Genomic DNA, 22,137 nt, shown 5'->3' with positions numbered 1-22,137 from the left:
CCATGCATAAGTTCTCCGCCGCCGTGTTCGCCCTGGCCATCAGCCTGGGCACGGGCACCGTTTACGCCGCCGACAGCGACACGCAATGCACTACCGTGAAATTGGCCGACCCCGGCTGGAGCGACATTGCCTCGACCAACGCCGTGGCCCGCCTGCTGCTGGAAAGCCTGGGTTACCAGGTAAAGATCGACAGCCTGGCTGTACCGATCATCTATGGCGGCCTCAAGGATGGCCGCGTAGATGCCTTCCTCGGAAACTGGATGCCCGCGCAACAGGGCTTTCATGACAAATTCATCGCCAATGGCGACGTGAAGCAGCTGTCACGCAATCTGGAGGGAACCGAGTTCACCCTGGCAGTGCCAGATTACGTGTGGAATGCCGGCGTCAAGGACTTTGCCGACCTGCAGAAGCACGCCGAGCAATTCGACAAGAAGCTTTACGGGATTGGCTCCGGCGCCCCGGCCAACCTGTCACTGAAGGAAATCATCGACAAGAATGAATTCAACCTTGGCCAATGGAAGCTGGTGGAATCCAGCGAACAGGCGATGCTGGCGCAGGTCGACCGGGCAGTGAAAAAACAGCAGTTCATCACCTTCCTCGGCTGGACCCCGCACCCGATGAACGTGAAGCTGAAAATGCATTACCTGACCGGCGGGGAAAAGTGGTTCGGCAGCAAAGGCGATGTCTATACCCTGACCCGCACGGGTTATCCACAAGCCTGCCCCAATGCGGCGAAGATGCTGGAAAACCTGAAGTTTACGCTGGATATGGAAAACAGCATCATGGCCGAGGTTGTGGACAAGAAGATAAGCTTCGACGAAGCAGCCAAGGCCTGGGTTAAAGCGCATCCCGAGGTGCTGGAGGGGTGGTTGGCTGGGGTGAGTACCAAGGCCGATGGCAACGCCCTGGAGGCCGTCAAAGCCAAGCTGTAACTTCGCAAGCGACACCTCATCCTGTGGGATCGGGCATGCCCGCGAACACCGGCGAAGCCGGTGCCATCCACTGCGGTGGTATCTTCGCGGGCTCGCCCGCTCCCACAGGGTTTGGCGAAAACCTTAAGGATTGTGGATAACCCATGTATCGTCTCATTCACCTGCTGCCCTTCCTCACCTGGCTGCCCCGCCAATCGGCCCGCAGCCTGCGCCAGGATCTGCTGGTGGGGCTGAGCGGTGCCATCCTCGCCCTGCCACAATCCATCGCCTACGCCCTTATCGCCGGCCTGCCCGCCGAATACGGCCTCTACGCCGCCATCGTGCCGGTGCTGATCGCCTGCCTGTGGGGCTCGTCCTGGCACCTTATCTGTGGCCCGACCGCCGCCATTTCCATCGTTCTCTATGCCAGCATCAGCCCGCTGGCCGTGGCCGGCAGCGCCGACTACGTAACCCTGGTGCTGTTGCTGACCTTTCTCGGCGGCCTGTTCCAATTGCTGCTCGGGCTTTTGCGCTTCGGCGCGCTGGTCAACTTTGTCTCCCATTCCGTGGTGCTTGGCTTCACCCTGGGCGCTGCCATTGTCATTGCCCTGGGCCAGTTACCCAACCTGCTGGGCATGGACCTGCCCAGCCAGGCCACTGCGCTGAAGACAGCGCAGGACCTGGCCAGCCACGCCGGTGAGGTGGACCTGCCTTCGTTGGTGCTGGGCCTGGCCACCGTGGCCATCGGCGTGGCCTTCAAGCTCTGGTGCCCACGCTGGCCGAGCCTGTTGCTCAGCCTGATACTGGTCAGCCTGCTGGCCTGGTTGCTGCCCGGCTGGTTTGGCCATGTACCGCGAGTGCCAGCCTTCGCCGGCCAACTGCCACCGTTCAGCCCGCTGCCGTTGCTGGATGTGGAACTGGTGCTGCGGCTACTGCCCAGCGCCGTGGCGGTGGGTATGCTCGGGCTGGTCACCAGCCTGTCGATTGCCCGCTCGTTGTCGGCACGTTCGGAACAGTTGATCAACGCTGACCAGGAAATTCGTGCCCAGGGCCTGTCGAACATCATTGGGGCGTTCTTCTCCGGTTACCTGTCTTCCGGCTCCTTCACCCGCTCCGGGTTGAGCTATGACGCTGGCGCCCGCTCGCCCCTGGCCGGGGTGTTCTCGGCACTGTGGGTAGCGCTGTTCGCCGTCGCCGGGGCCGGGCTGATTGCGCATCTGCCGATACCGGCCATGGCCGGCAGCATTCTGTTGATCTGCTGGGGGTTGGTGGACCACCGCGCGATTCGCGCGCTGTTCCGGGTCAGCCGTTCGGAATTCCTGGTCATGGCACTGACAGCGGCGGCGACGTTGTTGCTGGAGCTGCAAACCGCGATCTATGCCGGGGTGTTGGCATCGCTGTTCTTCTACCTCAAGCGCACGTCACGGCCAAGGGTGCAGCAAACCCGTGAAGGGGAGGCGGACGTGCTGCGGGTAGGCGGGTCGATTTTCTTTGGTGCAGCGCCTTACCTGCAGGTGCGCTTGCAGCGCTGCCAGGGGCCGCATGTGGTGATCGATGCGCGGCAGGTGAACTTTATCGACTATTCCGGTGTGGATATGTTGCACCGCGAGGCGCGGCGGTTGCGGCGGGCGGGGGGAAGCCTGACCTTGCACCGGGCCAGGCCGCAGGTGATCGAGGAATTGCAGAAGCTGGAAGGGGTGGAGCTATGCCCAATCCGGTTCGAGGAATGAGCTTGGGTTGATATTTTGGGGCTGCTACGCAGCCCATCGCGACGCAAGGCCGCTCCTACAGGCGTTTCGCGTTCGTTGTAGGAGCGGCCTTGCGTCGCGATGGGCCGCAAAGCGGCCCCGACTATTTCAGCCCCGAGCGAGCTGTCGGCGCAGTTCAGCCAAAACCGGCGCCGTATCCGGACGCACCCCACGCCAGACCAGGAACGCCTCAGCCGCCTGCTCGGCCAGCATCCCCAGCCCATCCAGCACCTGAGCCGCGCCGAGCCTGGTAGCCCACTGGCAAAACGGCGTCGGCTCCTTGCCATACATCATGTCGTAGCACACCGTACGCCCCGCCTCGACCAGGCTGTCGGCAATTGGCGGCAATTCACCGGCCAGGCTCGCCGAAGTGGCATTGATGATCACGTCCACCGGCTCCTGCAACCAGGCAAAACCACTGGCTACCACCGGCCCCAGTTCATCGAATTCCCGCGCCAGCTGCTCGGCCTTTTCCACGGTGCGGTTGGCAATCACCAGCGACTGCGGCCTGTGCGCCAGGATTGGCTCCAGCACGCCACGCACGGCGCCGCCAGCACCCAGGATCAGGATACGCTTGCCTGCCAGCTCGACCCCGGCATTCACCGTCAGGTCGCGCACCAGGCCCGCGCCATCGGTGTTGTCGCCCTGCAGCGTACCGTCGGCCAGCTTGCTCAGCGTATTCACCGCGCCGGCGCGCTGGGCGCGTGGGGTCAGGCTGTCGCACAGGCGGTAGGCCTCTTCCTTGAACGGCACGGTGACATTGGCGCCGCTGCCTTGCTTGAAAAAGCCGCGTGCACAATCGCTGAACCCGTCCAACGGCGCCAGCAGGGTAGCGTATTCCAGGTCCTCGCCAGTCTGTTCGGCGAACAGACGGTGGATCAGCGGCGACTTGCTGTGGCCGATGGGGTTACCGAAAACGACGTACTGGTCCATGGCGATTCCTCTATTGTGCGCGGGCTTACTGGCCGAGCCAGTCGCGGTCCTGCAGGAAGTATTCGGTCAGGCGCGCTTCCTCGCTGCCGGGCGCGGCCTTCCAGTCGTAGCCCCAGCGCACCTGCGGCGGCAGCGACATGAGAATGGACTCGGTACGCCCACCCGATTGCAGGCCGAACAGGGTGCCACGGTCGTAGACCAGGTTGAACTCCACATAGCGGCCACGGCGGTATTCCTGGAACTCGCGCTGTTGCGGGGTGTACGGCGTGTTCTTGCGGCGCTGGACGATCGGCAGGTAGGCGTTGACGTAGGCATCGCCAATGGCGCGCATGAAGGCGAAGCAGGTGTCGAAGTCCCACTCGTTCAGGTCATCGAAGAACAGCCCGCCAATACCGCGTGGCTCGCCACGGTGCTTGAGGTGGAAGTAACGGTCGCACCAGGCCTTGTAACGCGGGTACACGTCGGCACCGAACGGCGCGCAGGCCTGCTCGGCCACGCGGTGCCAGTGAATACAGTCTTCCTCATTGCCATAGTAGGGGGTCAGGTCGAAACCACCGCCGAACCACCACACGGCTTCTTCACCTTCCTTTTCGGCAATGAAGAAGCGCACGTTGGCGTGCGAGGTAGGCACATGCGGGTTGTGCGGGTGGATCACCAGCGACACGCCCAGAGCCTCGAAGCCACGGCCCGCCAGCTCGGGGCGGTGGGCGCTGGCTGACGGCGGCAGGCCGGCACCGAATACGTGAGAAAAGTTGACCCCGCCTTTCTCTATCACCTTGCCGTCGCCGATCACCCGCGTGCGGCCCCCACCACCGGCCTCGCGCACCCAGGCGTCCTCGACGAAGCTGGCACCGCCGTCTTCTGTTTCGAGGGCAGAGCAGATGCGGTCTTGCAGGTCGAGCAGATAGGCTTTCACGGCCTCGGTGCGGCTAGTCATCGGGTCACCAGGAACGGGCAGGGAATAATTCGCCGCGTAGCATACCACCGCCAGCGCGCGCGCCGCAGTTGACGGCGATCAAGCAAAGGCGTCCGATAGAAGGCCTTTCCCGATCCCGACTACAGGAGTGCGAGATGGCCAAGCGTATCCAGTTCAGCCAGCATGGCGGCCCGGAAGTGCTGCAGTTTGTGGAATTCGAACCCGCTCCGCCCGGGCCGCAGCAGGTACGAGTGCGTAACCATGCGATCGGCCTGAACTTCATCGACACCTATTTCCGCAGCGGCCTGTATGCACCGCCATCGCTGCCCTCCGGGCTGGGTACCGAGGCGGCGGGCGTGGTCGAGGCCGTAGGCGAGGGCGTGACCCGCCTGAAGGTTGGCGACCGCGTCGCCCACGCCGGAGGCCCATTGGGTGCGTACAGCGAAGTGCATACTCTGCCGGAGGCCAACCTGGTCAAGCTACCCGACAACATCAGCTTCGAGCAGGCGGCGGCGGTGATGCTCAAGGGTCTGACCGTGCAGTACCTGTTGAAGCAAACCTATGCGGTGAAGGCAGGCGACGTGATCCTGTTCCACGCAGCGGCGGGCGGCGTGGGTTCGTTGGCGTGCCAGTGGGCCAAGGCACTGGGGGCCAAGCTGATCGGTACCGTCAGTTCTGCCGAAAAGGCCGCACGGGCCAAGGCGCTGGGGGCGTGGGCGACCATCGACTACAGCCATGAGGATGTGGCCAAGCGGGTACTGGAACTGACCGACGGCAAGAAATGCCCGGTGGTGTATGACGGGGTGGGCGCCGACACCTGGCTGACCTCGCTGGACTGCCTGCAGCCGCGTGGTTTGATGGTGAGCTTCGGCAATGCCTCGGGCGCGGTGAGCGGGGTGAACCTGGGCATTCTGGCGCAGAAGGGTTCGCTGTACGTGACCCGGCCAACTCTGGCCACCTATGCCAATAATGCCGAGAACACCCAGGCCATGGCCGATGACCTGTTTGCGATGATCGGCAGTGGCAAGCTGGTTGTGGATATCCAGCAGCGGTATCCGCTGAGCGAGGCGGCCAAGGCACAGGCGGAGCTGTCGGCACGGCGGACTGTGGGGTCGACTGTTCTGCTACCTTGAGCCCGCTGGTACAGGTACTGCACCGATCTCAGGCGCAACGCCAGCCCTGCGGGAGCGGGCATGCCCGCGAACACGGGCGAAGCCCGTGCAGGCACCGCGCTGGTTTCTTCGCGGGCAGGCCCGCTCCCACTGGGGCCCCCGCCAAGCTTGTGGACAGGTATCAACCCGGACGAACCACCTCGCCAGTGGCAAGGTTGCGAATCACGCTCGGATTCTTCCGCCCCCCCAATGCCCCACCCAGCACCAGGTCCAGCTGGCCATGGAAGTACTGCTCCACCCGCAACCGGGTCTTCGCCGCCGGGCGCCCGCCGGGGTTGCACGAGGTGGAAATCAGCGGGCCCACCAACGCACACAGTTCACGCACCACCGGATGGTCGCTGACCCGCAGCGCCACCGTGTCATGCTGCCCGGTCACCCACTCTGGCAGCAGGTCCTGGTGCGGCACCAGCCAAGTGTTCGGCCCCGGCCAGGTGCTGCCCATGCGGTCGATCCAGTCTTCGGGAAAATCCTCGAACAGGAAGTCGAACTGGCGGATGTTGTCGGCCACCAGGATCAGCCCTTTATCCACAGGCCGCGACTTCAGCGCCAGCAGGCGATACACCGCGTCCTCGTTCCACGGGTCGCAGCCCAGGCCCCAGACCGCTTCCGTCGGGTAGGCGATCACCGCGCCGGCCCGGATCTCACGTGCGGCTTGTTGCACTCGAAAACTGCTCACCATTTCTGTCACTCCACCTATGAAACTTGCTTGTGAGCAGTGTACTTAGCCCGCGCGGGCAAACCAACGCCCGGCTTCATTGCTGACCCGCCCTTCCAGCTCAAGTTCGGTAAGCTGCGCCAGCACATCGGCCAGCGGTTGCTCGCTGCAGTGGGCCAGGCTTTCGCTGGTCTGTGGCGCAGCATGCAGCAGCGCGAGCAACGGATGCTCGAACTTGTCCACAAGCGCCGGCGGCAGGTTGTGCCAGCCCTGCAGGCTTTCCAGGATCTGCTCCACGCTTTCCACCAACAGTGCGCCGTCACGAATCAACTGGTGGCAACCCTTGGCCCCTGGGTGGTGAATGGACCCCGGGATGGCATACACCTCGCGCCCCTGCTCGGCCGCCAGGCGGGCAGTGATCAGCGAACCACTGGCCAGACTTGCCTCGACCACCAGCACACCCAGCGACAAGCCACTGATGATGCGATTGCGCCGTGGGAAGTTGCCCGGCAGCGGTCCGGCGTCCAGCGGGTACTCGGAGACCAATGCGCTGCCATTGTCGACCATCGCCTGCGCCAGAGCCTGGTGGCGCTGTGGATAAAGTTTTTGCAACCCCGTGCCCAGCACCCCGATCGTGCGCCCTCCAGCCTGCAACGCGGCCCGATGAGCGGCGCCATCTATACCCACGGCCAGCCCGCTGGTGATGGTGAAACCGGCTTGTGCCAGATAACGGGAAAACGCACCGGCATTGTCGATTGCCGGCGGTGAAGCACGCCTGCTACCCACAATTGCAAGCTGTGGGCGTTCGAGCAAAGCCGGGTCACCGGCGACGAAAAGCAGCGGCGGAGCATCGTCGATCTCGGCCAGTAGCGGTGGGTAGCCAGGGCCGTCCCACATCAGTAAATGCTGGCCTGGGCGCTCTAGCCAGGCCATTGCGGCCAATGCGCCTTGACGTACTTCGGCACTGCGCCTGGCATCGATGGTAGCCTGCGGTATGCCCAATGCACGCCAGGCACCGGCCGGGGCACACAGGGCCGACGAGGCACTGCCAAATGCTTCGAGCAAGCTGCGAAAGCGTCGCAATCCGGTCTCAGGCAGGCGGTGCAGGCGCAATCGCGCCTCCAGTTCTGCAGGTGGAAGAGGCGACGAATGGTAATTTTCCATGAGGGATCATCCTTGATCGAAACGGGGCCATCGGCGTGGCACAAGCTGTGGATAACTTTGTTGATAACGCTTTGACAACCTGTCCATCGAATGGGCTATAAGCTGGCCCTGAAAACCCTAGCCGAGCTTTGCCAGGTGCTGAAATCGCCGTTTCCCTTTATTATGTGTGCTCAGTTTTCAACCGAACGCACAGTGACTGCCTGACCTTATGGCCATCTTGAACATTCTCGAATTCCCGGACCCGCGCCTGCGCACCATCGCCAAACCGGTGACGGAGTTCGACGACGCCCTGCGTCAGCTGATCGACGACATGTTTGAAACCATGTACGAAGCCCCCGGCATCGGCCTGGCCGCCACCCAGGTCAATGTGCACAAGCAGGTCGTGGTCATGGACCTCAGCGAAGACCGCAGCGAGCCGCGCGTGTTCATCAACCCGACGGTCGAAGAGCTGACCCATGACATGGGCCAGTACCAGGAAGGCTGCCTGTCGGTACCGGGCTTCTACGAGAACGTCGACCGCCCGCTACGTGTGCGGGTAAAGGCCCAGGACCGCGACGGCAAGCCGTACGAGCTGGAATGCGAAGGCCTGCTGGCGGTATGCGTGCAGCACGAATTCGATCACCTCAACGGCAAGCTGTTCGTCGATTACCTGTCGCAGCTCAAGCGTGACCGGATCAAGAAGAAGCTGGAAAAGCAGCACCGCCAGCAAGCCTGATCCCTACCTTCCAGAAGGCTTGCTCCGGCAAGCCTTTTTCTTTTTTGAAGCGAGAACTCCATGCGCATCGTCTTTGCAGGCACTCCAGAGTTTGCCGCCGAACACCTCAAGGCCCTGCTCGACAGCCCGTACGAGATCGTGGCCGTCTACACCCAGCCCGACCGCCCCGCCGGCCGCGGCCAGAAACTCATGCCGAGCGCGGTCAAGGCACTGGCGGTGGCCCATGACATTCCGGTGTTCCAGCCGCCGTCGCTGCGCAACGCCGAAGCCCAGGCCGAACTGGCTGCGCTGCAGCCAGACCTGATGGTGGTGGTGGCCTATGGCCTGATCCTCCCGCAGGCAGTGCTGGATATCCCGCGCCTGGGTTGCATCAACAGCCACGCCTCGCTGCTGCCACGCTGGCGCGGTGCCGCACCGATCCAGCGCGCCGTGGAAGCCGGCGATGCCGAGAGTGGTGTAACCGTCATGCGCATGGAAGCAGGCCTGGACACCGGCCCGATGCTGCTCAAGGTGGTTACCCCGATCAGTGCCGACGACACCGGTGGCAGCCTGCATGACCGCCTTGCCGAAATGGGCCCGCCCGCGGTGGTAAAGGCCATCGCCGGCCTGGCCGACGGCTCGCTGCAGGGGGAAGTGCAGGACGATGCCCTGGCCACCTATGCGCACAAGCTGAACAAGGACGAAGCCCGCATTGACTGGAGCCGCCCGGCGGTCGAGCTGGAGCGCCTGATCCGCGCGTTCAACCCATGGCCGGTTTGCCACAGCACCCTCGATGGGGAAAGTGTAAAAGTGCTGGCCGCCAGCCTGTCTAACGCCCAAGGCGCGCCGGGCGAGATCCTGTCGGCGAGCAAGGACGGCCTGGTAGTCGCCTGCGGTGACCAGGCGCTGAGCCTCACCCGCCTGCAATTGCCCGGCGGCAAGGCGCTGAACTTCAGCGACCTGTTCAACAGCCGCCGCGAGAAATTCGCCAGCGGCAAGGTGCTGGGCCAATGAACCCACGCCTCGCCGCCGCCCGCGCCCTTGCCGCTGTGCTCAGCGGCAAGGCCTCGCTGAACAGCTCGCTGCCGGCGCAGCTGGACAAGGTCGACGAACGCGACCGTGGCTTGACCCAGGATCTCGCTTTCGGCACCGCACGCTGGCAGCCGCGCCTCGACCTGCTGGCCGCACAGTTGCTGCAAAAGCCGTTCAAAGCCGCCGACGCCGATGTCCAGGCGCTGTTGCTGGTCGGCCTGTACCAGCTGTTCTACACCCGTATTCCGGAGCACGCCGCCATCGGCGAAACCGTGGGCTGTGCCGACAAGCTGAAGAAGCCTTGGGCCAAGGGCCTGCTCAATGCCGTGCTACGTCGCGCCCAGCGCGAAGGCGAGGCATTGCTTGCGGGCATGGAGCGCGACCCGGTGGTGCGCACCGCCCATCCACGCTGGCTGCAAAAATCGTTGAAGGCCTTCTGGCCGGAGCAGTGGGAAGCCATCTGCGCCGCCAACAATGCCCACCCGCCCATGATTCTGCGGGTCAACCGCCGACACCACAGCCGCGACGCCTACCTGGCGCTACTGGCCGAGGCGGGCGTTGGCGCCAGCGCCTGCCAATACAGCCGTGACGGCATCGTGCTGGCCGAAGCCTGCGATGTGCGTGGCCTGCCCGGCTTTGCCGAAGGCTGGGTGAGCGTGCAGGACGAAGCCGCGCAGCTGTCCGCCGACCTGCTGGAACTGGCCCCGGGCCAGCGCGTGCTGGATGCCTGCTGCGCACCCGGCGGCAAGACCTGCCACCTGCTGGAGGCCGAAGCCGGCCTGGCCCAGGTGGTGGCCATCGACCTCGAAGCCAAGCGCCTGAGCCGGGTGCGCGAGAACCTCGACCGCCTCCAGCTTGACGCCCAGCTGATCGCCTGCGATGCCCGCGACACCGCCAGCTGGTGGGATGGCAAGCCGTTCCAGCGCATCCTGCTCGACGCGCCGTGCTCGGCCACCGGCGTGATCCGCCGTCACCCGGACATCAAGCTGACCCGCCAGGCCGACGACATCCCGGCCTTGGCCGCGCTGCAAGGTGAGCTGCTCGATGCCCTTTGGCCGACCCTGGAGGTTGGCGGCATGCTGCTGTACGCCACCTGTTCCAGCCTGCCGACGGAGAACACCGAAGTGATCGACGCCTTCCTCGCCCGCACCCCTGGCGCCCGCGAGCTGGACCTGGCCACCGCGGCCGGCCTGCGCCAGCCCCATGGCCGCCAGTTGCTGGCCCAGGAAGGCGGCCACGATGGCTTCTACTATGCCAAGCTGATCAAGATCGCCGCTTCGCGCGGATAAGAAAACAAGGTAGGGAGTAGCGGATGAAGATCATCATCCTCGGGGCAGGTCAGGTAGGCGGTACGCTGGCAGAGCACCTGGCGAGCGAAGCCAACGACATTACCGTGGTCGACACCGACGGCGACCGCCTGCGCGACCTGGGCGACCGCCTGGACATCCGCACGGTGCAGGGCCGCGGCTCGCTGCCCACGGTGCTGCGCCAGGCCGGTGCCGACGATGCCGACATGCTGGTGGCAGTGACCAACAGCGACGAGACCAACATGGTCGCCTGCCAGGTGGCCTATTCGCTGTTCCACACCCCGACCAAGATCGCCCGAGTTCGGGAATCGGCCTACCTCACCCGCGAAGAGCTGTTCGACAACGACCATATTCCGGTCGACGTGCTGATCAGCCCGGAACAGGTGGTGACCAACTACATCAAGCGCCTGATCGAACAACCCGGCTCGCTGCAGGTAATCGACTTTGCCGAAGGCAAGGCCCAGCTGGTGGCGGTGAAAGCCTACTACGGCGGCCCGCTGGTGGGGCAGCAGTTGCGCCAGATCCGTGCCCACATGCCGAATGTCGACACCCGCGTGGCGGCCATCTTCCGCCGCGACCGCCCCATCACGCCACGCGGTGACACGGTGATCGAAGCCGACGACGAAGTGTTCTTCATCGCCGCGAAGAAGGACATCCGCGCGGTAATGGGCGAACTGCGCCGCATCGACGAGACCAACAAGCGCGTGGTCATCGCCGGTGGCGGGCAGATCGGCGAGCGCCTGGCCGAGGCCATCGAAAGCCGTTACCAGGTAAAGATCATCGAGATGAGCCCGGCCCGTTGCCGGTACCTTTCCGACACCCTGGAAAGCACCGTGGTGCTGCAGGGCAGTGCCTCGGACAAGGACCTGATGCTCGAAGAAAACATCGCCGATGCCGACATCTTCCTGGCCCTGACCAACGATGACGAAGCCAACATCATGTCATCGCTGCTGGCCAAGCGCCTGGGTGCGCGCAAGGTGATGACCATCATCAACAACCCAGCCTATGTCGACCTGGTACAGGGCGGCGAGATCGACATCGCCATCAGCCCGCAGCTGGCCACCATCGGCACCCTGCTGGCGCATGTGCGCCGGGGCGACATCGTCAGTGTGCACTCGCTGCGCCGCGGTGCAGCCGAGGCCATCGAGGCGGTCGCGCACGGGGATTCGAAGTCGAGCAAGGTGGTCGGCAAGGCCATCGAAGACATCACCCTGCCGCCGGGCACCACCATCGGCGCGATCATTCGCGACGAAGAGGTGATCATCGCCCACGACGACACGCGGATCGAATCGGGCGACCATGTGATCCTGTTCGTTGTGGATAAAAAGCACATCCGGGATGTGGAGAAGCTGTTCCACGTTGGCTTGACCTTCTTCTAGGAAAACAGGCATGCGCGAATCGCTGGAGAAGATGCTGGCCAAGGGTGTGGATAACCCGTTGCTGAGGTTTGGCCTGGGCAAGGCTTGGCTGGACGAGGGCAATGGCGCTGAAGCGGCCGTGCACCTGGCGCGGTGCGTGGAGCTGGACCCGAAATATTCGGCGGCGTGGAAGCTGCTGGGCAAGGCGTACCAGTTGCAGGGCGACCTGGCGGCGGCGCGCAAGGCCTGGGAAGAAGGGATCGTGGCGGCGCAGGCGCATGGCGACAAGCAGGCCGAGAAAGAGATGGCCGTGTTCCTGAAGAAGCTCAACAAGACATCAGGCTAACGCGATCCCTGTGGGAGCGGGTTCACCCGCGAATGCGATGTAGGACTCACCGACGCATTCGCGGGTATACCAGCTCCCACAGGGTCCCTGCTACAGCAGGCAGAAGTGCATTCAGCCTGCTGGAACAGCAGTGGATAACTCAGTACCAGCGCGCTTCGCCCGCCGGGCGTTTCTTGAAGCGCTTCATGCTCCACATGTACTGGCTCGGGTACTCGCGCACGTAACGCTCGACTACCTTGCTCATCGCCGCCGCCGATACCGTCACATCAGTGCTGTACATTTCTTCCGGCGCCGCCTCGAGGAACACCTTGAAGCCCGAACCGTCCGGCAACCGCAGCGCATGCAGGAACACCCCCACCGCCTTGCCACCGGCCAGCATGTTCGGCACGAACTTGCTGGTCAGCGCCTGGGTCCCGAGGAACGGCACGAACACGCCAGCCGACTCCGCAGGCTCCGGGTCGGCAGGAATGCCCACCTGGCCACCGCGGCGCACTTCCTTGATGACGCTGAGGATGCCTTCCTTGGTCGAAGGCGCCACGCGGTTGCCCATCTGCACCCGCTGCTCGCGCAGCAGGTCATCCACGGCCTTGAGCTTCGGCGGGCGGTAGAAGATGATCGGTTTGCACTGGTTGCAGTAGAAGTGGTTCAGCACCTCCCAGTTGCCCAGGTGGCTGGTGATGCCGACCACGCCCTTGCCCGAGGCCAGGGCCTGCTCCAGCACTTCCAGGCCATGCACTTCCTTGACCAGCGCCAGCGAGCGTTGCGGCGGCCAGATCCAGGCACAGGCACTTTCGACGAAGGATTTGCCGATATCTTTCAGCGCACGGCCGACCAGTTGCTCCCGCTCGGCCGGGTCCATCTCCGGGAAACACTTGGCCAGGTTGATGCGCACGACGTTGCGCGAGCCATTGGGGATTTTCCACATCAGCCAGCCGATACCCGCGCCGACGCGCTGCACAGCGCCCCAGGGCAGCTTGGCAAACAAGCGCAGCACCCCGACCATCAGGGCGCCCTTGAACTTTTCCACAGGCGAATTCCTTATTTCAGCAAGGCTCGCATTGTAACCCCTCAGCGCAACAAGGCGGCGTAGCGATCGCAATCGGTGGTGTGGTCCATGACCATGCCGGTGGCCTGCATGAAGGCATAGCAGATGGTCGGGCCGACGAAGGTGAAGCCGGCCTTCTGCAGGGCTTTGCTCATGGCCTTGGCCTCCTCGGTTACCGCTGGCACCTCGCTGCGGCCATTGAAGTGGTTGATCTTCGGTTCCCCACCAACGAACGACCAGAGCCATTGCGCCGGGTTATCCACAGCCAGCCAGGCCTGGGCATTGCGCCGGACGGCCTTGAGCTTGAGGCGGTTGCGGATGATGCCGGCATCCTGCATCAGCGCTTCGATCCGCTCATCGCTCAGGGCCGCCAGTTGCACGGGATCGAAGCCATGCAGCACCTCGCGATAGCGCTCGCGTTTGCGCAAAACGGTGATCCAGGAAAGCCCGGCCTGGAACCCTTCGAGCAAAAGCATCTCGAACAGCAACGCCGGGTCACGCTGGGGCGTACCCCATTCCTGGTCATGGTAGGCCTGGTACAACGGATCGTCGGTACACCAAAAGCAGCGTGGCATAAGGCTCCAATGAGTAGAGGGCGAGGCGAATCAGGTTATACTCCCGCTCTTTACATCCGCATCCCCAGATACAGGTGAATTTCGTGAGCCAGCCTACGCCAGCCGTGCGTACCTTCCAAGACCTGATCCTCGCCCTGCAGAACTACTGGGCCGAGCAAGGTTGTGTGGTGCTTCAGCCCTACGATATGGAAGTAGGCGCCGGCACATTCCACACCGCCACATTCCTGCGCGCCGTGGGTCCAGAAACCTGGAACGCCGCCTATGTGCAGCCTAGCCGTCGCCCTGCCGACGGGCGGTATGGCGAAAACCCCAACCGCCTGCAGCACTACTACCAGTTCCAGGTAGTACTGAAGCCGAACCCGGCCAACTTCCAGGAGCTGTACCTCGGCTCGCTGAAAGCCATCGGCCTGGACCCGCTGGTGCACGACATTCGCTTCGTCGAGGACAACTGGGAATCGCCGACCCTGGGCGCCTGGGGCCTGGGCTGGGAAATCTGGCTCAACGGCATGGAAGTCACCCAGTTCACCTACTTCCAGCAGGTGGGCGGCATCGAGTGCTACCCGGTTACCGGTGAAATCACCTACGGCCTGGAGCGCCTGGCCATGTACATCCAGGGCGTCGACTCGGTGTACGACCTGGTATGGGCCGACGGCCCGTTCGGCAAGGTCACCTACGGCGACGTGTTCCACCAGAACGAAGTGGAGCAGTCGACCTACAACTTCGAACACGCCAACGTCGAGAAGCTGTTCGAGCTGTTCGATTTCTATGAAAGCGAAGCCAACCGCCTGATCAAGCTGGAGCTGCCGCTGCCGACCTATGAAATGGTCCTGAAGGCCTCGCACACCTTCAACCTGCTGGACGCCCGCCGCGCCATCTCGGTGACCGAGCGCCAGCGCTACATCCTGCGTGTACGTACCCTGGCCCGGGACGTGGCGCAAAGCTATCTGCAAGCCCGTGCACGCCTGGGCTTCCCGATGGCCACCCCTGAACTGCGTGACGAAGTGTTGGCTAAGCTGGAGGCTGCACAATGAGTGCTCAAGATTTCCTGGTAGAACTGGGCACCGAAGAGCTGCCACCGAAGGCCCTCGCCAGCCTCGGCGAAGCCTTCCTGGCCGGCATCGAGAAGGGCCTGCAGGCCGCCGGCCTGAACTACGCCGGCAAGCACGTCTATGCTGCGCCGCGTCGCCTGGCCGTACTGATCCGCCAGTTGGACGTGCAGCAGCCAGACCGCAGCATCAACATCGACGGCCCGCCCCTGCAGGCGGCATTCAACGCCGAAGGCGAGCCGACCCAGGCGGCCCTGGGCTTTGCCAAGAAGTGCGGTGTGGAACTGGCCGAAATCGACCAGAGCGGCCCCAAGCTGCGCTTCTCCCAGCACATTCCAGGCAAGGCCACCGCTGGCCTGCTGCCGACCATCGTCGAAGACTCGCTGAACGACCTGCCGATTCCCAAGCGCATGCGCTGGGCAGCCAGCCGTGAAGAGTTCGTGCGCCCGACCCAATGGCTGGTGATGCTGCTGGGCGACCAGGTGGTCGACTGCACCATCCTGTCGCAGAAGGCTGGCCGCGAATCCCGTGGCCACCGCTTCCACCACCCGGAAAACGTGCTCATCACCACCCCGGCCAACTACGTCGAAGACCTGCGCAAAGCCTACGTGCTGGCCGACTTCGCCGAGCGCCGCGAGCTGATCAGCAAGCGTACCGCCGAGCTGGCCATGCAGCAGGAAGGTACCGCTATCGTGCCAGCGGCGCTGCTGGACGAAGTGACCGCCCTGGTCGAGTGGCCAGTTCCGCTGGTGTGCTCGTTCGAGGAGCGTTTCCTCGAGGTGCCGCAAGAAGCCCTGATCACCACCATGCAGGACAACCAGAAGTACTTCTGCCTGCTGGACAGCGAAGGCAAGCTGCTGCCGCGCTTCATCACCGTGGCCAACGTCGAGAGCCGTGATCCGAAGCAGATCGTGCAGGGTAACGAGAAGGTGGTGCGCCCACGCCTGACCGACGCCGAGTTCTTCTTCAAGCAGGACAAGAAGCAGCCGCTGGAAACCTTCAACGAGCGCCTGAAGAACGTGGTCTTCCAGGCTCAGCTGGGTACCGTGTATGACAAGGCCGAGCGCGTTTCCAAGCTGTCTGCCTTCATCGCTCCGCTGATCGGCGGCAACGCCCAGCGTGCCGGCCGCGCCGGCCTGTTGTCGAAATGCGACCTGGCCACCGAGATGGTTGGCGAATTCCCTGAAATGCAGGGTGTCGCCGGTTACTACTACGCGCTCAACGACGGCGAGCCGGAAGACGTCGCCCTGGCCCTGAACGAGCAGTACATGCCGCGCGGTGCTGGCGCCGAGCTGCCGCAGACCCTCACCGGCGCTGCCGTGGCCATCGCCGACAAGCTCGATACCCTGGTCGGCATCTTCGGTATCGGCATGCTGCCCACCGGTAGCAAGGACCCGTACGCCCTGCGCCGCGCCGCCCTGGGCGTGCTGCGCATCCTGATCGAGAAGCAGCTGGACCTGGACCTGACCGCTGCGGTCGACTTCGCGGTCAAGCAGTACGGCGCCAAGGTCAAGGCCGCCGGCCTGGCCGAACAGGTGCTGGAGTTCATCTTCGACCGCCTGCGTGCACGCTACGAAGACGAAGGCATCGACGTTGCCACCTACCTGTCGGTACGGGCCCTGCAGCCACGCTCGGCGCTGGACTTCGACCAGCGCGTGCAGGCCGTGCAGGCGTTCCGCAAGCTGCCGGAAGCCGAGGCCCTGGCTGCGGTGAACAAGCGCGTTTCCAACCTGCTGAGCAAGGCCGAAGGCGCCATCGCCGACCAGGTCGAGCCGAAGTACTTCGACAACGCCAACGAGTTCTCGCTGTACTCGGCGATCCAACAGGCCGACCAGGCCGTACAACCGATGGCCGCTGCACGCCAGTACAGCGAATCGCTGGCTCGCCTGGCAGCCCTGCGTGATCCGGTCGACGCCTTCTTCGAGGCGGTGATGGTCAATGCCGAGGACGCCAAGGTACGCGCCAACCGTTATGCCCTGCTCAGCCGCCTGCGCGGTCTGTTCCTGGGCGTGGCCGACATCTCGCTGCTGGGGTAAGCCTTGAAACTGCTGATTCTCGACCGTGACGGGGTGATCAACTACGACTCCGACGCCTACATCAAGACGCTGGAAGAATGGGTCCCGATCCCTGGCTCGGTCGCAGCGATCGCGCAGTTGAGCAAGGCGGGCTGGACGGTGGCGGTCGCCACCAACCAGTCCGGCATTGCGCGTGGCTACTACCCCCTGGCCACTCTCGAAGCCATGCATGCGCGCCTGCGCACGCTGGTGGCGGAGCAGGGCGGCGAGGTGGGCCATATCGTGTATTGCCCGCACGGGCCGGACGAGGGCTGCGATTGCCGCAAGCCCAAGCCTGGCATGCTGCGGGCTATCGCCGAGCATTACCAGGTAAGCCTTGAAGGCGTCTGGTTCGTCGGCGACAGCAAGGGTGACCTGGAAGCCGCCTTGGCCGTCGGTGCACAACCGGTGCTGGTGAAAACCGGCAAGGGCGAACGGACCCTGGAAAAAGGCGTCCCGGAAACTACACTGATTTTCGACGATCTGGCAGCTATCGCCAGGGAACTAATTTAAACAGTGCGCCTACGGGCGCATTTTTCTCAGGCGGGCATGCCCCGCAATGGTACAAGCCACTATGTCGATCCTGCAGGCGATCAGAATCTTTCTTTTTTACCTGCTGCTGGGCACCAGTTCGCTGCTGTGGTGCTCGCTGAGCTTCTTCGTCGCGCCGTTCCTGTCCTTCCCCAAGCGCTACAGGTTCATCAATGTGTACTGGTGCCGCTGTGCCTTGTTCCTGGTGCGTACCATCCTGGGCATCGATTACAAGATCACCGGTGCCGAAAACGTGCCGAATGAGCCCTGCGTGATCCTGTCCAACCACCAGAGCACCTGGGAAACGTTCTTCCTTTCCCAGTATTTCTCGCCGTTGAGCCAGGTGCTCAAGCGCGAGCTGTTGTACGTGCCGTTCTTCGGTTGGGCCATGGCCATGCTGCGGCCGATCGCGATCAACCGCGACAACCCCAAGGAAGCCCTGCGCCAGGTAGCGAGCAAAGGTGATGAACTGCTCAAGCAGAAAATCTGGGTGCTGATCTTCCCGGAAGGCACCCGCGTACCGTTCGGCACCATCGGCAAGTTCTCCCGTGGCGGTACTGCCTTGGCGGTAAATGCCGGGCTGCCGGTGCTGCCGATCGCGCACAACGCTGGCAAATTCTGGCCAAAGACCGGTTGGGGCAAACGCGCAGGCACGATCGAGGTGGTCATTGGCGAACCGATGTACGCCAACGGCACTGGGCCACGTGCAATCGCCGAACTCAACGACCGCGCCGCAGCATGGAATGAAGCGACCCAGCGGGCCATGGGTTCGCTGCCTCCAGCAGAGGAAACCCCTCAGGAACAAATGGCCTGATCATCTGTGGATAACTTGTGTGCAATTTTTGGATGAAATGCTCGAAGTATGCGCTAACACGTTGAATTAGCTACTTATTTTTCTGTATGACGTTTTTCTGAAAATCGTGCATAAGTTTTTTCAGAAGCATAAAAAAACCGGCTTTTACCGCCGGTTTTTTTATAGGTGAATCAGGTGTGCTTAGAGCAGGCCCACGTTAACGTCAGACCTTGTCGATATCCACATCCTTGGTTTCTTTCAGGCAGAAGATTCCCACCACCAGGCTGATCCCCGTCACCAGCACCGGGTACCACAGCCCATAGAAGATGTCCCCGGTATACACCACCAGCGCGAACGACACCGTCGGCAGGAAGCCCCCGAACCAGCCATTACCGATGTGGTAGGGCAGCGACATCGAGGTGTAGCGGATACGGGTCGGGAACAGTTCGACCATCACCGCCGCCAGCGGGCCATAGGTCATGGTCGCGATCAGGATCATTGCCACGATCAGCACCACCACCATCACCTGGTTGACCTGTGACGGGTCAGCCTTGGCCGGGTACCCGGCCTGCTCCACAGCAGCGCGCATGGCCGCTTCGTCAAAGCCGTTGATGGTCTTGTCACCGATGTTCACCACCACCTCGCTGCCGGCTACATCGACCGAGCTGTATGGCAGGCCCTGCTTGACCAGGAAGGTCTTGACCTTGTCACACGGGCTGTCGAAACGCGCCTTGCCCACCGGGTCGAACTGGAAGGTGCAGCCTTGCGGATCGGCAGTGACCACAATCGGTGCCTGGCGGCTGGCGGTGTCGATCTGAGGGTTGGCGTAATGGCTCAACGCCTTGAACAGCGGGAAGTAAAGTACGGTCGCCAGCAGCAGCCCAAGCATCAGGATCGGCTTGCGGCCAACACGGTCGGACAACCAGCCGAAGAACACGAAGAACGGTGCCCCGATCACCACGCTGATGATCAACAGGGTATTGGCCTGGGCCGGGTCCATCTTCAGCATCTGGGTCATGAAGAACAGCACATAGAACTGCGCCGTGTAGAAGGTCACAGCCTGCCCGGCGTTGATGCTGAACAAGGCGGTAAGCACCACCTTGAGGTTCGGCCAGGAGGTGAACGACTCACGAATCGGCGATTTGCTGACCTTGCCCTGGGCCTTCATTTTCACAAAGGCCGGCGACTCATGCATGCTCATGCGGATCCAGGTGGAAATGGCCAGCAGCACGATCGACAACAGGAACGGCAGGCGCCAGCCCCAGGTCTCGAACTGGTCGCCACTGATATAGCGGCTGCCCAGCACGACCACCAGCGACAGCAACAGGCCGAGCGTGGCGGTGGACTGGATGAAACCGGTATGGAAGCCGCGCTTGCCAGGCGGTGCATGTTCGGCCACGTAAGTGGCCGCTCCACCGTACTCACCGCCCAACGCCAGCCCCTGCAGCATGCGCAGAACCACGAGGATGATCGGTGCGGCAATGCCGATGCTGGCGTAGGTGGGCAATAGCCCGACGGCGAAGGTGGACAGGCCCATCAGCACGATGGTGACCAGGAAGGTGTACTTGCGCCCGATCATGTCACCCAGACGGCCGAACACCAATGCACCGAACGGCCGCACCAGGAATCCCGCAGCAAAGGCCATCAGGGCAAAGATGAACGCGGTGGTGTCGTTCACCCCAGCAAAGAACTGCTTGCTGATGACCGCTGCCAGCGCGCCATAGAGAAAAAAGTCATACCACTCGAACACCGTCCCGAGGGATGACGCAAAAATGATCTTGCGCTCTTCACGACGGCTTGGGCTGCTGGCCGCCGCACTCTGCTCTTGGATGAAATCCGACATCGTTGCTGTCCTCGGCCCTAAGGCCACAGTGATTATTGTTGTTGTTCCACTGTCGACGGCTTCTGACCGCAAGCCGCCGTTCACTTGCACGCACCCGGGTCAGGGCGTCGGTATCGCGTCTTCGTTCAGACAGGTCTGGGTAGCCGCTCCTTTGAGGATCAGTTGCGCCGCCTTTTCAGCGATCATCAGGGTGGGTGAACAGGTATTACCGGAAGTGATATACGGCATGATCGATGCATCGGCGACACGCAGGCCGGGGATGCCATGTACCCGCAGCTGGTTATCCACAACGTTCATCGCGCCGTTGCCCATGCGGCAGGTGCCGACCGGGTGGAAGATGGTCGTGCCGATCTTGCCCGCGGCTTCGAACAGCTCTTGCTCACTTTGCAAGGCTGGGCCGGGCAGATATTCCCTGGGCTCGAAGGCGGCGAGGGCAGGGGCCTGGACGATACGCCGGGTAAGGCGAATGGCATCGGCGGCAACGCGCAGGTCCTCGGCGGCGCTGAGGTAGTTGGGGTCGATCAGCGGCGTGCTGCTCATGTCGGCACTGCGGATATCGATACGCCCGCGGCTGGCCGGGCGCAGGTTGCACACCGATGCGGTAAAGGCCGGAAACCCGTGCAGTGGCTCGCCGAAGCGCTCGAGTGACAGCGGCTGCACGTGATACTGCAGGTTGGCGGTAGTCTGCTCCGGGCCAGAGCGTACGAACGCGCCCAGCTGGCTCGGGGCCATCGCCAGCGGGCCGCTGCGGTCGTAGAGATAGCGCAGGCCCATGCCCATCTTGCCCAACAGGCTGTTAGCCATCTGGTTCAGGGTGCGGGTATTGCGGACCTGATAGATCAGCCGCAGTTGCAGGTGGTCCTGCAGGTTGCCCCCCACACCTGGCATGTCGTGACGCACGCCAATGCCCAGACGTTCCAGCAGCGGGCGCGGGCCGATGCCGGAACGCTGCAGGATGCCCGGCGAACCCACCGCCCCCGCGCACAGCACGATCTCGCGACGAGCTACAAATTCGTGCCAGGCGCCTTGCCACAGCGCTTTCACAGCACGCGCACGGGTGTTGTTGAGAAGCACCTGGTCAACCTGGACACCGGTCAGCACCGTGAGGTTGGGGCGCTTCCTGATTGGCCGCAGGAAAGCCTTGGAGGCGTTCCAACGCACACCGCTGCGCTGGTTGACCTGAAAATATCCACAGCCTTGGTTATCGCCGGTATTGAAGTCGTCGACCTTGCCGATGCCACTCTGCTCGGCAGCATCGCGAAAGGCGTCGAGGATCGGCCAACTGTAGCGCTGGCGTTCAACCCGCCATTCGCCGTCACCGCCATGGTATTCGCTGGCACCGGCAAAGTGGCTCTCGCTGGCCTTGAACAGCGGCAGAACATCCTTCCAGGCCCAGCCGTCATTGCCTTGCTCGGCCCAACGGTCATAGTCCGCCGCCTGGCCGCGCATGTAGATCATGCCGTTGATCGAGGAACAGCCGCCCAGCACCTTGCCTCGCGGGTAACCCAACGCGCGGCCGCCCAGGCCGGGCTGTGCCTCGGTCCTGAAGCACCAGTCGGTGCGCGGGTTGCCAATGCAGTAGAGGTAACCGACAGGGATGTGAATCCACGGATAGTTGTCGCGGCCACCGGCTTCCAGCAGCAGGACGCGGCAGGACGGGTCGGCGGATAAACGATTGGCCAGCAGGCATCCGGCAGGGCCGGCACCCACAACCACGTAGTCGAAGACAGAATCGGCTGATGGCATGTGCAACCTCGCGCCTGTTTATTATTCTTGTCCCGGTCCATCTTAGTGAGTAATTTCGTGGAGGAAACACGAGATTTCGCGCAGCCGCTGTGCGTTTTGGCACAGCGACCATCACCGCAACGGTGCGTTACTGTAGGAGCGGCCTTGTTTCGCGATGGGGCGCGCAGCGGCCCCGAGTACAGCAAACCGGTCCATCTCGATGACCGCATGTGCTCTCCCAGGGCCGCTGCGCCCCCCATCGCGACACAAGGCCGCTCCTACAAAAGTA

20 protein-coding genes are annotated in these 22,137 nt (G+C 63.3%); 12 read left to right on the top strand and 8 right to left on the bottom strand.

Annotation, left to right across the window (positions count from 1 at the left end):
* Positions 1-2: 2 nt before the first annotated feature.
* Together choX and HU763_RS00175 are read left to right on the top strand one after the other, a co-directional pair.
* Positions 3-932, top strand: a complete 930-nt coding sequence (gene choX / locus HU763_RS00180; RefSeq protein ID WP_186683886.1) for a choline ABC transporter substrate-binding protein — start codon at positions 3-5, stop codon at positions 930-932.
* Between the two features lie 143 nt (positions 933-1,075).
* A complete protein-coding gene (locus tag HU763_RS00175; RefSeq protein WP_186683888.1) occupies positions 1,076-2,641 on the top strand; it encodes a SulP family inorganic anion transporter in 1,566 nt (521 codons plus the stop codon).
* A 126-nt stretch (positions 2,642-2,767) separates the two neighbouring features.
* Here the strand turns inward: HU763_RS00175 and aroE are convergent, their stop codons facing one another.
* Complete coding sequence (gene aroE / locus HU763_RS00170; protein ID WP_186683890.1) at positions 2,768-3,592, bottom strand: shikimate dehydrogenase; 825 nt, start codon at positions 3,590-3,592, stop codon at positions 2,768-2,770.
* 25 nt (positions 3,593-3,617) lie between these two features.
* Positions 3,618-4,529 (bottom strand): oxygen-dependent coproporphyrinogen oxidase, encoded by a 912-nt coding sequence (hemF, locus tag HU763_RS00165; RefSeq protein WP_186683892.1) that lies wholly within the window; start codon positions 4,527-4,529, stop codon positions 3,618-3,620.
* A gap of 134 nt (positions 4,530-4,663) precedes the next feature.
* Here hemF and HU763_RS00160 point away from each other — a divergent pair, with 134 nt between their 5' ends.
* Positions 4,664-5,641, top strand: a complete 978-nt coding sequence (locus tag HU763_RS00160; protein ID WP_186683894.1) for an NADPH:quinone reductase — start codon at positions 4,664-4,666, stop codon at positions 5,639-5,641.
* Positions 5,642-5,801: 160 nt separating this feature from the next.
* Here the strand turns inward: HU763_RS00160 and tsaC are convergent, their stop codons facing one another.
* A complete protein-coding gene (tsaC, locus tag HU763_RS00155; protein WP_015268440.1) occupies positions 5,802-6,359 on the bottom strand; it encodes an L-threonylcarbamoyladenylate synthase type 1 TsaC in 558 nt (185 codons plus the stop codon).
* Positions 6,360-6,401: 42 nt separating this feature from the next.
* Positions 6,402-7,499, bottom strand: a complete 1,098-nt coding sequence (gene dprA, locus HU763_RS00150) for a DNA-processing protein DprA (RefSeq protein WP_186683905.1) — start codon at positions 7,497-7,499, stop codon at positions 6,402-6,404.
* Between the two features lie 208 nt (positions 7,500-7,707).
* Here dprA and def point away from each other — a divergent pair, with 208 nt between their 5' ends.
* The 5 genes from def to HU763_RS00125 are packed head-to-tail and all read left to right on the top strand — an operon-like array spanning position 7,708 to position 12,236.
* Positions 7,708-8,214 (top strand): peptide deformylase, encoded by a 507-nt coding sequence (def, locus tag HU763_RS00145; protein WP_051097836.1) that lies wholly within the window; start codon positions 7,708-7,710, stop codon positions 8,212-8,214.
* 60 nt (positions 8,215-8,274) lie between these two features.
* Positions 8,275-9,207 (top strand): methionyl-tRNA formyltransferase, encoded by a 933-nt coding sequence (fmt, locus tag HU763_RS00140; protein WP_186683906.1) that lies wholly within the window; start codon positions 8,275-8,277, stop codon positions 9,205-9,207.
* Complete coding sequence (rsmB, locus tag HU763_RS00135; RefSeq protein ID WP_186683907.1) at positions 9,204-10,514, top strand: 16S rRNA (cytosine(967)-C(5))-methyltransferase RsmB; 1,311 nt, start codon at positions 9,204-9,206, stop codon at positions 10,512-10,514. The genes fmt and rsmB overlap by 4 nt, the downstream gene beginning before the upstream one ends.
* Positions 10,515-10,537: 23 nt before the next feature.
* On the top strand, positions 10,538-11,911 hold the full coding sequence (gene trkA, locus HU763_RS00130) for a Trk system potassium transporter TrkA (RefSeq protein ID WP_170027569.1): 1,374 nt from the start codon (positions 10,538-10,540) through the stop codon (positions 11,909-11,911).
* 10 nt (positions 11,912-11,921) lie between these two features.
* Entirely contained in the window at positions 11,922-12,236 is a 315-nt protein-coding gene (locus HU763_RS00125; protein WP_186671657.1) for a tetratricopeptide repeat protein, read from the top strand.
* 139 nt (positions 12,237-12,375) lie between these two features.
* On the opposite strand, the gene HU763_RS00120 is transcribed toward HU763_RS00125, so the two are convergent.
* Together HU763_RS00120 and HU763_RS00115 are read right to left on the bottom strand one after the other, a co-directional pair.
* Positions 12,376-13,263: a lysophospholipid acyltransferase gene (locus HU763_RS00120; RefSeq protein WP_186683908.1), complete on the bottom strand. Its 888-nt coding sequence runs from the start codon at positions 13,261-13,263 to the stop codon at positions 12,376-12,378.
* 41 nt (positions 13,264-13,304) lie between these two features.
* Positions 13,305-13,856 carry a DNA-3-methyladenine glycosylase I gene (locus tag HU763_RS00115; RefSeq protein WP_170027563.1) on the bottom strand — a complete coding sequence of 184 codons (552 nt, stop codon included), beginning with the start codon at positions 13,854-13,856 and terminating at the stop codon, positions 13,305-13,307.
* 83 nt (positions 13,857-13,939) lie between these two features.
* Between HU763_RS00115 and glyQ the strand changes: the two genes are divergently transcribed.
* The 4 genes from glyQ to HU763_RS00095 are packed head-to-tail and all read left to right on the top strand — an operon-like array spanning position 13,940 to position 18,301.
* On the top strand, positions 13,940-14,887 hold the full coding sequence (gene glyQ, locus HU763_RS00110; protein WP_023377955.1) for a glycine--tRNA ligase subunit alpha: 948 nt from the start codon (positions 13,940-13,942) through the stop codon (positions 14,885-14,887).
* Complete coding sequence (glyS, locus tag HU763_RS00105) at positions 14,884-16,938, top strand: glycine--tRNA ligase subunit beta (RefSeq protein ID WP_186683909.1); 2,055 nt, start codon at positions 14,884-14,886, stop codon at positions 16,936-16,938. Before glyQ ends, glyS begins: the two co-directional genes overlap by 4 nt.
* 3 nt (positions 16,939-16,941) lie before the next feature.
* The gene (gene gmhB, locus HU763_RS00100) at positions 16,942-17,469 is read left to right on the top strand and encodes a D-glycero-beta-D-manno-heptose 1,7-bisphosphate 7-phosphatase (protein ID WP_170027560.1); all 528 of its coding nucleotides are present in this window, start codon (positions 16,942-16,944) and stop codon (positions 17,467-17,469) included.
* A gap of 46 nt (positions 17,470-17,515) precedes the next feature.
* On the top strand, positions 17,516-18,301 hold the full coding sequence (locus tag HU763_RS00095) for a lysophospholipid acyltransferase family protein (RefSeq protein ID WP_170027558.1): 786 nt from the start codon (positions 17,516-17,518) through the stop codon (positions 18,299-18,301).
* Positions 18,302-18,503: 202 nt separating this feature from the next.
* Here HU763_RS00095 and HU763_RS00090 read toward each other — a convergent pair whose 3' ends face one another.
* A complete protein-coding gene (locus HU763_RS00090; protein WP_186683910.1) occupies positions 18,504-20,123 on the bottom strand; it encodes an MFS transporter in 1,620 nt (539 codons plus the stop codon).
* Between the two features lie 99 nt (positions 20,124-20,222).
* Positions 20,223-21,869, bottom strand: a complete 1,647-nt coding sequence (locus HU763_RS00085; RefSeq protein ID WP_186683912.1) for a GMC family oxidoreductase — start codon at positions 21,867-21,869, stop codon at positions 20,223-20,225.
* Positions 21,870-22,137: the final 268 nt, after the last annotated feature.

This window comes from Pseudomonas anuradhapurensis (assembly GCF_014269225.2).
GTDB lineage: Bacteria > Pseudomonadota > Gammaproteobacteria > Pseudomonadales > Pseudomonadaceae > Aquipseudomonas > Aquipseudomonas anuradhapurensis.
Note: the sequence above shows the minus strand (reverse complement) of the source record. Positions and strands in the feature narration are given on the sequence as shown.

What these genes read in the sequence shown, in the direction of transcription:
- choX (WP_186683886.1), top strand. Translation starts at nt 3, where the DNA reads ATGCATAAGTTCTCCGCCGCCGTGTTCGCCCTGGCCATCAGCCTGGGC.
- HU763_RS00175 (WP_186683888.1), top strand. Translation starts at nt 1,076, where the DNA reads ATGTATCGTCTCATTCACCTGCTGCCCTTCCTCACCTGGCTGCCCCGC.
- aroE (WP_186683890.1), bottom strand. Translation starts at nt 3,592, where the DNA reads ATGGACCAGTACGTCGTTTTCGGTAACCCCATCGGCCACAGCAAGTCG.
- hemF (WP_186683892.1), bottom strand. Translation starts at nt 4,529, where the DNA reads ATGACTAGCCGCACCGAGGCCGTGAAAGCCTATCTGCTCGACCTGCAA.
- HU763_RS00160 (WP_186683894.1), top strand. Translation starts at nt 4,664, where the DNA reads ATGGCCAAGCGTATCCAGTTCAGCCAGCATGGCGGCCCGGAAGTGCTG.
- tsaC (WP_015268440.1), bottom strand. Translation starts at nt 6,359, where the DNA reads ATGGTGAGCAGTTTTCGAGTGCAACAAGCCGCACGTGAGATCCGGGCC.
- dprA (WP_186683905.1), bottom strand. Translation starts at nt 7,499, where the DNA reads ATGGAAAATTACCATTCGTCGCCTCTTCCACCTGCAGAACTGGAGGCG.
- def (WP_051097836.1), top strand. Translation starts at nt 7,708, where the DNA reads ATGGCCATCTTGAACATTCTCGAATTCCCGGACCCGCGCCTGCGCACC.
- fmt (WP_186683906.1), top strand. Translation starts at nt 8,275, where the DNA reads ATGCGCATCGTCTTTGCAGGCACTCCAGAGTTTGCCGCCGAACACCTC.
- rsmB (WP_186683907.1), top strand. Translation starts at nt 9,204, where the DNA reads ATGAACCCACGCCTCGCCGCCGCCCGCGCCCTTGCCGCTGTGCTCAGC.
- trkA (WP_170027569.1), top strand. Translation starts at nt 10,538, where the DNA reads ATGAAGATCATCATCCTCGGGGCAGGTCAGGTAGGCGGTACGCTGGCA.
- HU763_RS00125 (WP_186671657.1), top strand. Translation starts at nt 11,922, where the DNA reads ATGCGCGAATCGCTGGAGAAGATGCTGGCCAAGGGTGTGGATAACCCG.
- HU763_RS00115 (WP_170027563.1), bottom strand. Translation starts at nt 13,856, where the DNA reads ATGCCACGCTGCTTTTGGTGTACCGACGATCCGTTGTACCAGGCCTAC.
- glyS (WP_186683909.1), top strand. Translation starts at nt 14,884, where the DNA reads ATGAGTGCTCAAGATTTCCTGGTAGAACTGGGCACCGAAGAGCTGCCA.
- HU763_RS00095 (WP_170027558.1), top strand. Translation starts at nt 17,516, where the DNA reads ATGGTACAAGCCACTATGTCGATCCTGCAGGCGATCAGAATCTTTCTT.
- HU763_RS00090 (WP_186683910.1), bottom strand. Translation starts at nt 20,123, where the DNA reads ATGTCGGATTTCATCCAAGAGCAGAGTGCGGCGGCCAGCAGCCCAAGC.
- HU763_RS00085 (WP_186683912.1), bottom strand. Translation starts at nt 21,869, where the DNA reads ATGCCATCAGCCGATTCTGTCTTCGACTACGTGGTTGTGGGTGCCGGC.